Genomic DNA, 12,307 nt, shown 5'->3' with positions numbered 1-12,307 from the left:
CGCAGCCTCAGCCGCGTGGCCGGCCGTTGCGCTTGACGGCGTAGTGCAGCGACGAGGGCTGCAGCACCGCATTGAAGTTCACCGGCTCGCTGCTCTCCAGCAGGCTGAGGCGGGCATGGATGATGAAGCTGAGGCGGTTGACGCTGCCCGCCACCAGGTCGAGCGTGGCGCTGACTTCGCGCAGGCGCGGCTCGTGGGCTTCGATGGCGTCCTGGATGCTGGCGCAGACGGCGGCGCGATCAAGGCTGCTGGTGAGGCAGTAGCCGGCAAAGTCCTGCAAGCCATAATGCAGGAAGGACCCGCGCGCCTCCGGATAGGCGTTGAGGATGGCCGGGTCGAACGGCAGGCGCGTATTGAGCAGCGCTTCCAGGTCGCGCGCCACGCTGTCCTTGAGCTGCTCGACCGTGAACGGGGCGCCCCGGGCGGCGTCCGGGCGCTCGTCCATGAGACGGTCCAGCAGGCCGGGCTTGAAGCCCTTCATGCTTCCTCCGATCGTTCAAAAAACGCGCGGCGCAGCGGCATCGGCCGCGTACGCCGCGCACGCACCGGCCGCCCGGGTCTGCCCCCCCGGACGGCCGTGGACGGGGTCAGGCGACCTTGTTGGCCGCCAGGTCCCAGCCGCCCGAGGTGTTGCCGCCCGAGCCGCCGCCGATCTTCTGCTGGGTGTACTTCCACTTGATCTTCGAGAACTTCAGGCCGACCTGCTCCTGGATGATGCTGCCCTCTTTCACGCTCGGCTCGACCGCGCCGATCAGGACGTTCTCCAGTTCGATCTCGAAGTATTTGATGCGCTCGCCCTGGCCGTCGGCGCGCATGAACTCCAGCTTGGCCTTCGGGATGGTCTTGCCGGCCGAGCAGGTCTGCAGCAGGATCGGCGAGGACAGGTCGGCCAGTTTCTTCAGCGTGATCTCCTCGTGTTCGCAACGCTCGGCGGTGTGGCCGCCTCCGGTCGATGCGGTGGCCGAACGCGGTTGCTTCACGCCCCAGTCCACGGCCAGGCACTCGATCCAGTCCTTGTGCTTGTCGTCCATCGATTCGCCCTTGATCCCGTCGATCTGCAGGTACACGTCAATTGCCATGTTCTACTCCATTCAAGTTTAAGAAGGACTGCTTAGCCATTGGTCGATTGGGGCAACTCCGCGACCAGTCGGAGCGAAACGGACAGCTCGTCGAGCTGGAAGTGGGGACGCAGGAAGGACACCGCGCGGTACACACCCGGACGGCCCGGCACCTCGGACACCTGCACGCTGGCTTCGCGCAGCGGGAACTGGGCCTTCTGGTCCTGGCTCGCGTTGTCGTCGAGGAGCACATATTGGGTTAACCAGCGATTGAGGTAATCCTCGACATTCGAGGCGGCGGCGAAGCTGCCGATCTTGTCGCGCATCATGGCCTTCATGTAATGGGCGATGCGCGAGACCGCGAAGATGTACTGCAGCTGCGAGGACAGCACCGCGTTGGCATTGGCCGCCTCGTTGTTGTACTTCTTCGCCTTCTGCGCCGACTGGGCGCCGAAGAAGGCCGCGTACGAGGTGTTCTTGCAGTGGACCAGGGAGATGAAGCCGAGGTCCGACAGTTCCTTCTCGCGGCGGTCGGTGATCGCCAGTTCGGTCGGGCACTTGAGCGCCACCTCGCCCTCGTCGGTCTTGAAGGTGTGGGCCGGCAGGTTCTCCACCAGGCCGCCGCCCTCGACGCCGCGGATCGCCGCGCACCAGCCGTAGTCCTCGAAGGCCTTGGTCAGCTTGGAGGCAAACGCGTAGGCCGCATTGCACCACAAGTACTTCTGGTGGTCGCTGCCGTCCACGTCCTCGACGTAGTTGAAGCCTTCGGTGGTCATGCCGTCGGCCGGGTGGTAAGGCAGGCGCCCCAGGAAGCGCGGCAGGGTCAGGCCGACGTAGCGCGCGTCTTCCGACTCCCGGAACGCCTTCCACTTGGCGTATTCGACGGTGTCGAAGACCTTGGCCAGGTCGCGCGGCTTGCCCAGGTCGCCGAAGCTGTCGATGCCGAACAGCTCGGGCGAGGCCGAGGTGATGAAAGGGGCGTGGCTGGCGGCCGCCACGTGCGACATCTGCTCGAGGAAGTAGACGTCCTCGGGCTGGCGCGAGATCTCGAAGTCGCCGATCAGGGTGCCGTAGGGCGCGCCGCCGAAGCTGCCGAATTCCTCTTCGTAGACCTTCTTGAACATGCTGCTCTGGTCGAATTCCAGCGCCGACTGGAAATCCTTCACCAGCTCGCGCTTGCTGGCGTTGAGCATGCGGATCTGCAGGTTGGCGCTGGTGGCGCTGTTCCTGACCAGGTAGTTCAGGCCGGTCCAGCTCCGTTCCAGCTTCTGGAACTCGGGCGCGTGCATCACGGCCGACAACTGGTCCGAGATCATGCGGTCCAGCTCGGCCAGGCGGGCGTCGATCATGGCCGACAGGTTGTTCGACATGACCATCGTGCCCTGCATCACCTGGGTCACGAGCTCCGAGATGATGTCGCGGGCACGTTCGTGTTCGCTGCTGGATTTCGCGACGCGGCTCTGCTCGACGATCTGGTCGAGCAGCGAGGCGTCGAGCTCCACCGCTGTTGCGTTGGCCTTCGCGGTATCGAGGACTGCCGCCATCATGCCTCCCCTTCAGGTTTGCCCTGCTTCTTCAGGCTTTGCAGTTTTTCGGTATTGCCCAGCACTTCGCTGAGGATGTCTTCGAGCTTGTCGTTGCCGGCCAGCTTGTTGCGCAGGTCGGCCAGCTTGGTGCGCGCCTCCAGCAAGCCATTGAGCGGCGCCACCTGGCGCACCACCGACTCCGGCCGGAAGTCGTCCATCTCCTTGAACTGCAGCTGCACCGCGAACTGGCCGCTCTCGGGCGACAGGTGGTTGTCCACCCTGAAGGTGGCCACCGGGGCCACCGCCCCCAGCACCTCGTCGAAATTGCCGGCGTCGACGTTGACGAACTTCTTGTCCTTCAGGCGCTTTTTCTCCTGCGAGGGGTCGTTGCCGAAGTCGCCCACCACGCCGACGACGAAGGGCAGTTCCTTGTTCTCGATGGCGTCGCCGATCTCGACGTCATACGTCATCTGCACGCGCGGCGCGCGCACCTTCTGCAAGCGTTTCTGCACGCTTTCACTCTTGGCCATGTCGACTCCAGGTTGCGGGGGGATGGAAGGGCCGGCGGGGCCGGCCGCGCGGGTTACTTGAGGCCGGCGAACGGGTCCTTGTCGTTGCTGGCTGCCTTGGTCTGAGCTGCCGGTTGGGCCGATGCGGTGGACGTCCGCGATCTTGCCGGCGCCGAAGACTTGCTCGTGTCGCCTTTCGCGGGGACCAACACAGGTTCACCCAGGCTCTGACGCAGCAGCTTGGCCAGGTCCTGCGCCTCGCTCTTCACGTCGCCGGCCAGGTTGTTCCTGCGGGTGAGGTCGGACAGGGATTTGCTGGCCACGCGCAGCCCACTAACGGCAATGATGCTGTGCGCCACCGTATCGTCCGGATCGCGCTCCAGCGCCTCCTGCGCATTGGTGATCGCGTCGCCGTAAACGCCGGCATTGAAGCGGATCTGCGCCATCTTGACCCAGGGCCGCTTGTCGACCGGGTGCGACCGGCTGGCGGCCTTCATCATGCCGTAGGCCTTCTCGTCCTGTTTCGCCGCGATCGCGGCATCGGCCTCGGTAAAGACCTGTTCGCTCAGGGCGGCGGTCGATTTGGTGGTGTCTTTTTTCGGGATGGTTTCGCACCCGGCAAGGGCGACGACTCCCAGGATCAAGGGCATCAAGCGTTTGTACATCATGCTGGTTTCTCCACGACAGTTAAGCCAGCCACCATTATTCGCAAGCGGGTTTCAATGAAGTTGCGCACTGTCAACCAAAGCAGAGTTCCCCTTCTTTCACACGTTCAGGGCTTGCGCTTGCGCGCGATCACGGCACTCGCACGCCACTGGGTTTCAATCCGTGCTTGAACCCGCAAACGATGAGTAAAGGAAATGGCGATGAGAACAATTTCATCCCTCGCGATCCTGGCGGCGGCCTGCGCCCTGGCCGGCTGCGGCAGCAACGGACTCGCGGCCAAGGCCATGGAGGCCACCGGGCTGCGCAAGCCGCCGGAACTGCCGGATGCGCAAAAGCCGCCGCGCAGCGTGGCGCTGCACCTGCACGCCGCGCCGAAGCTGAACGTCGACAAGCGCGGCCAGCCGATCGCCCTTGCCGTGCGCCTGTACAAGCTGCGCCAGAAGGACGCATTCGAGCAGGCGCCTTATTCCGCCTTCCTCAACCCGCAGGTGGAGCGCGAAAGCCTGGGCCCGGACCTGCTCGAGGTGCGCGAGATCATGCTGGTGCCCGGCCAGCGCTACGAGGTCATGGAAAAACTCGGCCGCGAAGCGGGCTACCTGGCCGTGGTCGCGCTGTTCCAGCGTCCCGCCGAGGGGCGCTGGCGCACTGCGGTGCCGGCGGCCGACGCCGAGCGTAGCGGCCTGACCCTCGGCCTGCACGCCTGCGCCATGACGGTCGGCGGCAGCGGCGAGGCGGCGACGCTATCTTCTGTGCGCTGTCAATGAAGCCTACGTTGTTTCCGCCAAGCTAGGAATTTCTGAGCCGGAGATGATGTCGATGAGCATGCCAGCGAAGCTACTGTGGGGCGAGGGACTTTTCCTGCGGCCCCAGCATTTCCAGCAGCAGGACCGCTACCACGAGGCGCGCCTGAACCAGACCGCCTGCGCCCTCCACCCCTATGCCTGGGGCGTGCGCAAGCTGGTGGTCGACTACGACGCCCTGCGCCACGACGTGCTGCGGATCGAGGAACTGTCGGTGCTGTTCCCGGACGGCGAGGTCTACCGCGCGCCCGACGGCGACCCGCTGCCGCTGCAGGTGCGCCTGGGCGAGCTGCCGGCCGGGCAGCAAGCGGTGACCTTCCACGCCGCCCTGCCGGCGCTGAAAGCCTGGGGCGACAATGCGGCCTCGGAGGGTGACACCCAGGCCGACGCGCGCTTCTGCAGCATTGACCGCGAGACCCAGGACCTGTACACGCGCGCCGCCGAGGCCCCGATCACCTACCTGCGCAAGGCGCTGCGGCTGGTGGCCGATACCGAGCCGCTGGAAGCCTACGACAGCTTCCCCCTGCTGCGGCTGCGGCGCGTACCCACCGGCGGCTTCGAGGCCGACCCGTCCTTCGTGCCGCCCAGCCTGTCGATCGACGCCGCGCCCGGCCTGCACCTGAACCTCGCGCGCCTGATGGAAAAGCTGCTGGCCAAGGTCAACGCCCTGTACGGGCACATGCGCGAGCCGAGCAAGAACGTGATCGAGATCCGCGGCGGCGACGTCTCGGCCTTCTGGCTGTTGCACACGGCCAGCACCGGCTACGCAGCGCTGTCGCACTACCTCGGCCACCGCGACCTGCATCCGGAACGCCTGTTCGGCGAGCTCCTGGGACTGGCGGGCGGCCTGATGACCTACTCGCGCAGCTACCGGCTGGAAGACCTTCCTTCCTACGTGCATGCCGATCCGGGCCCGCAGTTCGCGCGCCTGGACGGCATCATCCGCGACCTGCTGGACACCGTGATCTCGTCGCGCTATTTCACGATCGCCCTGAACCGCGAACGCCCGTCCTACTACCTGGGGGCGCTCGATTCGGGACGCATCAACCTGCAGACTACCCTCTACCTGGCGGTGTCGGCCGACATGCCGGCGCTGCAGCTGGTGGACGTGGTGCCGCTGCAGTTCAAGGTGGGCGCGCCGGAAGACGTCGACAAGTTCGTGCTGTCGGCCCTGCCCGGCGTGAAGCTAGTGCACGCGCCCCAAGTGCCGGCGGCGGTGCCGGTGCGGCCCGATACCTATTATTTCATCCTGGAGAACCGTGGCATGCTGTATGAAACGATGCTGAAATCGCAGGCGATCTCGATCTATGTCCCGAACGGGATCCGCGACCTGCGCCTGGAACTGATCGCGGTGGCGGCATGAGCGCCTTCGTCGAACGGCGCGTGGCGCCGCAACCCGGGTTGGCGACCGAGCGTCCGCCCCAGCGCCTGGTGGACATCATGTACGAGGGCTTCTACGCCCTGTTCCTGCTGAAGAACGGCTGCGGCCCGCAGGACAAGGTGGCGTTTGCCGACAACATGACCGGCTTCCTGGCCGACGTCGACCGCAACGCCAAAGGACTCGGCATCTCGGCCGAGGACGTGACGGCGGCCAAGTACGCCTTCTGCTCGGCGGTGGACGAGATCATCCTGCGCTCGACCTACGAGGTGCGCGAAGCCTGGGAAACCCGCCCCCTGCAGCTGCGCGTGTTCGGCGACCAGCTGGCTGGCGAGCACTTCTTCCACCGCCTCGAGGACCTGCGCGCCAAGGGGCAGGTGCACGTGGAGGCACTCGAAGTCTTCCACATGTGCCTGCTGCTCGGCTTCCAGGGCCGCTACGCGCTCGACGGCCGCGACAAGCTGGACTACCTGGTGGCGCGCCTGGGCGACGAGATCGCCCGCATGCGCGGCCGCACCCGCGGCTTCGCCCCGCATGCCGAGCGGCCGGACCAGGTGGTCAACCGGCTGCAGAGCGATTTGTCGCTGTGGGTGCTGGGGGCGGTGTTCATGGTGGCGGGACTGGGTGCCTACCTGGGCTTCCGGACGGCGCTGTCGAACGAGACGGGGGCGCAGATGGCGGCCTATAACGACCTGGTGAAGCTGCCGCCGAAGGCGGCGCATGTGACGATTACCTTGCCGTAGTATGCAAGTAAACTTGGGTCCCGGCCTGCGCCGGGACGACGTGCTTACACCGTTGGCCTCAAGACCGTCGTTCCGGCGAAGGCCGGAACCCAAGTTCGTTTGAGAACCTACTGAATCACCTTGAACTCGATCCGCCGATTCCGCGCCTTCCCCTCCGGCGTCCGATTGTCCGCCACCGGCCGGTCCGGCCCCTCGCCCGACACCGCGATCGTGTCCGCCGCAATACCTTTCCCGACGATGTAGGTCTTGATCGCCTCCGCCCGCGCCTGGCTCAGCGACAGGTTACCGGCGCGCGAGCCCGCGTTGTCGGTGTGCCCGATCACCTCCACCTTGACGCCCCTGAGCTTCTGCATCGCCGCGCTCATCTGGTCCAGCACCGCCATCCCCGATTCGGTCAGGGTCGCCTTGCCGGACTCGAACTCGATGATGCGGTTCGCCAGCGCGGCGTCCAGCACGCCCTGTTCCGAGACCGCCACGCGCAGGCCGTTGTTGACCGTGTAGGTTCCGTTCAGGCTGGCCGCGATGTCGCCGGCGATCCTTTGGCGCTGCTCTTCGTTGGCGACGTCGCCGCGCAGGCTGACATTGCTGCCCTCGACCTTGAGCTGGCCACGGCTCACCAGCTTCAGGTTGGGGTTGATCAGGCGCGAAACGTAATCGTTCCAGTTGGCGGGCGCCGCCACCGTGCCGACCGTCAGCTGGTCGACCACGCGCGAGGCCCCATAGACGATGCGCAGGCGGTCGAGCAGCGCCGCCCTGGTCGCTTCGTCGGCAACGGTGCCGCTGACGACGACCGGGGCCTCCTGCTGGGCATGGACGGCGCCGGCAAGCAAGCCGGCAAGGATCAAGGCGAAAGGTTTCACGTTCCAGCTCCAATGAAGGTCTTCATGAACATGTCGCGCGCCAGCCCGAGCGGCAGGTCGGCCTGCGCCAGGTAGCTCGCCAGCGAGCGCACGTCGAGGTCGATGTAGAGCTGCTCGTCGATCCAGCCGGTGTCGGACAGGCGCACCTGCTGCTCGGCGCCGACCAGCGGGTCGACCAGCGCACGCAGGGTCTCGGCCAGGGCGGCGCAGAAGCCGACCACCAGCACCGGCCGCCCCTCCTGGCGCGTGATGAAGATCGCCAGGTCGAAGTTGGAGCGGCGCAGGAATGGCGCCACCAGCTGCAGCCAGAACGCGGCCACCGGGTAGCGCTGCCCGGCGTCGTTCGGCAGCGGCAGCACCAGGCTCTTGTGCAGCTCGGCCGGCTGGCTGTGCATCACCGGCTGCAGCAGCAGTCCGAGCGCCAGCACCATGCGCGCGAACTGGCGTTCCTCCAGCAGCGCGCCGAGCGAACCGACGGTGCCGTTGGCCAGCAGGTGCGACAGCGTCGGCTCGGCGTCGCCCAGGGCGACGGTAGCGTCGGCGATCGCCTGCAGGTGCGGGCCGGGATCGGCTTCGCACAGCACCCGCGGGCAGCGCGTCTCGAGGAAGGTCCACAGCGGCGCGAAGGCCAGCGGGCAGCGCGTAACAAAAGCGGCCGGGTCCTGTACCGCATGGGTGCGCGCCGCCAGGAAGGGAAAACGGCGTCCCGACTGGTCGTGGCTGGCCAGCAGGTGGCCGGCGATCGCATGGCGGCGCGCCGGCCCCACCAGGGCAAAGCTGACGGCGGGCATGGCGTCGTAGTTGATGCGCCAGCGCGCGTCCTGGGCCAGCTGCGTCATGACCTGGGCCAGCCAGCGGTCCAGCATGGCGATCGCGGCCGGGTCGTCGGCCAGCTTGACGAAATCGGCGCGCGCCGGGACCTTGCCGAAATAGCCGATCCGTTCCGAAGCCGGGCCGCGCATCACTGGCCCCCGCCCGCGCTGGCCAGCGCCGGCGCCGGCGTGTCGGGCACGCGTCCGACGATGGCGGTCGGCAGGCGCAGGCCGCGGAAACCCTGGCCCTGCTCGCCGCTGCCGTTGGCCGCCGCGCTCGAGACGATCTTCAGGTCCACCGTCACCGCGACGTTCGCGGCGCTCCAGCGCAGCTCGAACACGCCGCCGTCCTTTCTCTTCTTCTGGGCGGCGTCGATCATGCGTTTCAGGCCGGCCTGGCCCGGCTCGTTGAACAGTTCGACGCTGCGGCCGTCAAAGGTGACGGCCGAGATGCGCACGCCTGCCACGCCCTGCGGTCCGGGGTGCACCATATTGGTCCAGGCCGGCGCCGTGTTCTTGTAGCGCAGCTGCTGGCCGTCGATGTCGAGCGTGTACTCGAGCGTGCCCGGCGCCGCCTGCGGCAGGATCTGGAACACGGTCTGCGGCCCGCCTCCCTCGGCCACGCCATTCGCCGACAGCGGCGCGATCCACCCGGGGAAGCTGGAGATCACCTGCGGCGCCAGCGAGATGCCGATATCGGCCCAGGTGCGCGCCGCCAGCACCCCGCCGCGGTTCACCACCAGCGGACCCATGGAGGTATTCACGAACTTGGCGACCTGCCCTTCCGGCCCGAAGATCTGGCCGATCTCGCCCGGCGTGGCCTGCACGTTGGAGCCGGCGGCGAAGGGATACTTGGTGGCGAGCGTGCGCTGGAAGGGTTCGACCACCTGCAGCTGCCAGGTCTTGTTGATCTCGGCCTCGGAAGGCAGCACGATCATGGCGAAGGTCTGGGTCAGCGGACGCACCAGCAGCGGACGCAGCGCGGCCTTCTGGGCGTCGCTCATCCCGGTCAGCATCTGCTCGTCCACGTAGCGCAGCGCATCGGCCAGCTCGGAACCGTTGCCCTCCAGGGTCTGCTGCATGAACTGCTTGGCGCCGGGGCCCGGGTCGCCCTGGTTCTTCAGGGCGTTCAGGCGGGTGCGCAGCTTCGACAGTGCGTCGAGGTAGCCGGTCATGAGCGACGCATCTTTCTCCTTCACCCCGACCAGGCGCGCCACCCCGGCGAACTCGCGGCCGATCGGTCCCGCGCCCGCATTGGCTGGCCCGCCCAGCAGCGCGCCCGGGTCGACCGCATTGGCCAGCGTGCGCGCATCCGAGGGCGCGCGGCGCAGGATGACTTCCTTGAACCACTCCGCAAACGTGCGCTCGGTCCTGGACAGGCCCGCGCCGGCGGCGCCGGGGTTGTCCCACACGGTCTCGTCGTAGATCGTGCGCAGCAGCTTGGCGATCGGGGAAGCCTGCGGGTCGCCCAGGCGGTTCATGGCCTGCACGCTGCCCTCGAAGCCCTTCAGGTCGGCGATCGCCACGCCCTGCACGAACTTCAGCCATTCGCGCGCATACTCGGCCTTGTACATCTCGATCAGGGCCTTCTGGATCTGTTCCGGGCTGCCTTCCAGGGTCAGGTCGTCCTTCGACACGGTCTTGAGTACCCAGTCGGCGCTCTGCGCCTCGCTGCTGGAGGCGTCGCGGATCGCGCCCAGCACATAGTCCTTCCAGGCCTGGCGGGTGAACGCGCCCGACACCGCGTGGCTGCCCGCCACCAGGCCCTGGTCCTGTTCGCCGACGATGCGCGCCACCGTCACCGCCGGGAAGCGGGTCGCGGCGCGGGTCTTGATGTCGTTGTAGACGCGTTCGCGCGCCGGGGTGCCGCGCACGACGCGGCGCAAGTGCTCGCGGGTGCTGTCGAGCAGGCTCAGTTTCAGGGTCATCTGCGGCCAGGCCGGGTCGTTCACCTGCGACAGGTGGAAGGTCAACAGGCGCTCGGCGCTGCGGATCATCTGCTCGCGCGGCATGTTGCCGCGGTTGGCCTCGAGCCAGGTGCGCCAGTAGCGGGTCAGCTGGTCGTTCAGGTGACCCGGCTCGGCGTGGCGCTTGTCGCCCAACATGAGGTAGGTCTTGAGGGCGTTGTAGGCGTCGGCCACGCTGGTGGCGGACACGCTCTGGTACTGGCCGCCGGCCGCCGGCGGCGAGGCCTGTGCGGACACGAGGTGGGCGCTGGCGGCATCGGGGGTGGCCGAAGGCGTCAGTTGGGCCGCATTCGCGTTGACCTCGGCCAGCATCGATTCCAGCGACGCGGTCACGGGCTCCACCATCACCGCGCGCACCCCGGCGAAGTATTCGTCGCGCAGCTTGCGCGCCAAAGCCTCGCCCTGGTACAGGCCGAAGCCCAGCGCCCACGGCGTCTCCTGGTGATACTTGTCGAGCTGCTCGATGCGGTCCTGCAGGATGTCGAGCGCCTCCAGGCGCGACTGCAGGTCGGTGCGTCCCGCCTGCAGCTTGGCGACCTTGTCGAGGTCCGACTGGACGTTGGCCACCAGCTGGCGGTTGCCCATGTAGGACCAGCTCCAACCGCCCAGCACGGCGCCCAGCAGGATGGTGGCGCCGAAGAAGGCGGCCACCTTCCAGCGCGCCGCGCTCGGATTGGTATAGCGCTTGACCAGGTCCTTGTCGGCAAAGATCACCTTGCGGAACAGGTCGAGCAGGAAGTAGCCGGACTGCTCGGCGACCTCCCCGCCCTTCTGTTCGCGCAGCGCCAGGTCGAAGCGGCTGGCCACGCGCTTGCTCGACAGGTCCTGCACGCTGCCTTCCTGCAGGGCGCTGGTGAAGTAGAAGCCGCGGAACACCGGCTTGAACTGGTAGGTGTTCTCTTCGAACAGGGTGGAGAGAAAGGCGCGCAGCGGCGTCTTGATGGCCGCGAATTCGAGCGGGAAGGTGAACACCCCCGGGCGCATCTGGGTGCTGCGGTTGGCGCCCATGTTCGCCAGGCTCATCTCCTTGAGTCCGTCGTACAGTTCGTCGAAATGCTCGTCGAAGAAGCCCAGCACGTCCTGGGGGGCGCTGCGCCGGTTGTAGCGCAGCGTGGCGCCCCAGATGCGCTCGCGTTCGGTCCGTTCGGTCTCGGCGAAGAAGTCGGTGAAGCCGGCCACCAGGTCGGCCTTGGTGAAGACCACGTAGACCGGCGCGTGCACGCCCAGGCGCTCGGTGAGTTCCTGCACGCGGGTGCGCAGGCTCTTGGCCAGTTCGTGCGAGGCGCTGGTGGGTCCGGCCACCAGCTCGGCCACGCTGACGGCGATCAGGATGCCGTTGATCGGGGCCTTGCTGCGGTGTTTTTTCAGCAGGTCGAGGAAGCTGAACCACTCGGCGCGGTCAGTTTCCTGAACCTTGTCCTGGACCGAATAGCGGCCCGCGGTGTCGAGCAGGATGCCGTCGGTGGTGAAAAACCAGTCGCAGTTGCGGGTACCGCCCACGCCCTGCAGCGCCTTGCCGGGGATCGGGAAGCTCAGGCCCGAGCGCGCGATGGCGCTGCTTTTTCCCGCCGCCGGGTTCCCGATGATCATGTACCAGGGCAGTTCGTAGAGCGCCGCGGCGCCGCGCGTCAGGCCAAGCTTGGAGGTCTTGATGGTGGCGATCGCTTCCAGCATGTTCTTGCGCAGCACCGCCATCTCGCCGGTCGCGCCGGCGCCGTTGTCGTCGCCCGGGATGATGGCCTCGCCCAGCTGCCTGGCCGCGCGGGTGCGGATGTGGCGCCGGATCGCCCACCAGATGCCCCAACAGGCAAGCAGTAGCAGCCCGACGATCAGGGCCCAGATGAGGTCGATGCCGATCAGGTCGGCGCCGATGAAGAGGCAAGCCGCTAGCGCGGCGACGCCGATCGCGACCAGCACTCGGCTGTCGGTCAGTAACTGCCAGATTCGTGCCATGGCGGGAGGATGGTGGGTTGTAGGAGTGTTCGAAA

General features: G+C 67.2%; 11 protein-coding genes. 3 read left to right on the top strand and 8 right to left on the bottom strand.

Annotation, left to right across the window (positions count from 1 at the left end; all coding sequences use genetic code 11):
• Positions 1–7: 7 nt before the first annotated feature.
• From tssE to YWC_RS28840, 5 genes are all read right to left on the bottom strand, one after another.
• On the bottom strand, positions 8–481 hold the full coding sequence (tssE, locus tag YWC_RS0108930) for a type VI secretion system baseplate subunit TssE (RefSeq protein ID WP_027865056.1): 474 nt from the start codon (positions 479–481) through the stop codon (positions 8–10).
• Between the two features lie 106 nt (positions 482–587).
• Positions 588–1,079: an Hcp family type VI secretion system effector gene (locus tag YWC_RS0108925; RefSeq protein ID WP_027865055.1), complete on the bottom strand. Its 492-nt coding sequence runs from the start codon at positions 1,077–1,079 to the stop codon at positions 588–590.
• 32 nt (positions 1,080–1,111) lie between these two features.
• Complete coding sequence (tssC, locus tag YWC_RS0108920; protein WP_027865054.1) at positions 1,112–2,602, bottom strand: type VI secretion system contractile sheath large subunit; 1,491 nt, start codon at positions 2,600–2,602, stop codon at positions 1,112–1,114.
• Positions 2,602–3,114, bottom strand: coding sequence for a type VI secretion system contractile sheath small subunit (gene tssB, locus YWC_RS0108915; protein ID WP_027865053.1), 513 nt, complete (start codon positions 3,112–3,114; stop codon positions 2,602–2,604). The genes tssC and tssB overlap by 1 nt, the downstream gene beginning before the upstream one ends.
• 53 nt (positions 3,115–3,167) lie before the next feature.
• The gene (locus YWC_RS28840; RefSeq protein ID WP_036213785.1) at positions 3,168–3,761 is read right to left on the bottom strand and encodes a tetratricopeptide repeat protein; all 594 of its coding nucleotides are present in this window, start codon (positions 3,759–3,761) and stop codon (positions 3,168–3,170) included.
• Between the two features lie 198 nt (positions 3,762–3,959).
• Here YWC_RS28840 and tssJ point away from each other — a divergent pair, with 198 nt between their 5' ends.
• From tssJ to icmH, 3 genes are read left to right on the top strand one after another with little or no spacing between them, the layout of a single operon-like run.
• Positions 3,960–4,523: a type VI secretion system lipoprotein TssJ gene (gene tssJ, locus YWC_RS0108905; protein ID WP_027865052.1), complete on the top strand. Its 564-nt coding sequence runs from the start codon at positions 3,960–3,962 to the stop codon at positions 4,521–4,523.
• Between the two features lie 52 nt (positions 4,524–4,575).
• Positions 4,576–5,922 (top strand): type VI secretion system baseplate subunit TssK, encoded by a 1,347-nt coding sequence (gene tssK, locus YWC_RS0108900; protein ID WP_027865051.1) that lies wholly within the window; start codon positions 4,576–4,578, stop codon positions 5,920–5,922.
• Positions 5,919–6,680, top strand: coding sequence for a type IVB secretion system protein IcmH/DotU (icmH, locus tag YWC_RS0108895; RefSeq protein ID WP_027865050.1), 762 nt, complete (start codon positions 5,919–5,921; stop codon positions 6,678–6,680). The genes tssK and icmH overlap by 4 nt, the downstream gene beginning before the upstream one ends.
• A gap of 107 nt (positions 6,681–6,787) precedes the next feature.
• Here the strand turns inward: icmH and YWC_RS0108890 are convergent, their stop codons facing one another.
• Genes YWC_RS0108890 through tssM form a run of 3 tightly spaced genes read right to left on the bottom strand, consistent with a single transcriptional unit; the run spans position 6,788 to position 12,272 of the window.
• The gene (locus YWC_RS0108890; protein WP_036213779.1) at positions 6,788–7,540 is read right to left on the bottom strand and encodes an OmpA family protein; all 753 of its coding nucleotides are present in this window, start codon (positions 7,538–7,540) and stop codon (positions 6,788–6,790) included.
• Positions 7,537–8,502 (bottom strand): type VI secretion system-associated protein TagF, encoded by a 966-nt coding sequence (tagF, locus tag YWC_RS0108885; RefSeq protein ID WP_027865048.1) that lies wholly within the window; start codon positions 8,500–8,502, stop codon positions 7,537–7,539. The genes YWC_RS0108890 and tagF overlap by 4 nt, the downstream gene beginning before the upstream one ends.
• Complete coding sequence (gene tssM / locus YWC_RS0108880) at positions 8,502–12,272, bottom strand: type VI secretion system membrane subunit TssM (RefSeq protein ID WP_027865047.1); 3,771 nt, start codon at positions 12,270–12,272, stop codon at positions 8,502–8,504. The genes tagF and tssM overlap by 1 nt, the downstream gene beginning before the upstream one ends.
• Positions 12,273–12,307: the final 35 nt, after the last annotated feature.

The organism is Massilia alkalitolerans DSM 17462 (assembly GCF_000427785.1).
GTDB lineage: Bacteria > Pseudomonadota > Gammaproteobacteria > Burkholderiales > Burkholderiaceae_D > Telluria > Telluria alkalitolerans.
Note: the sequence above shows the minus strand (reverse complement) of the source record. Positions and strands in the feature narration are given on the sequence as shown.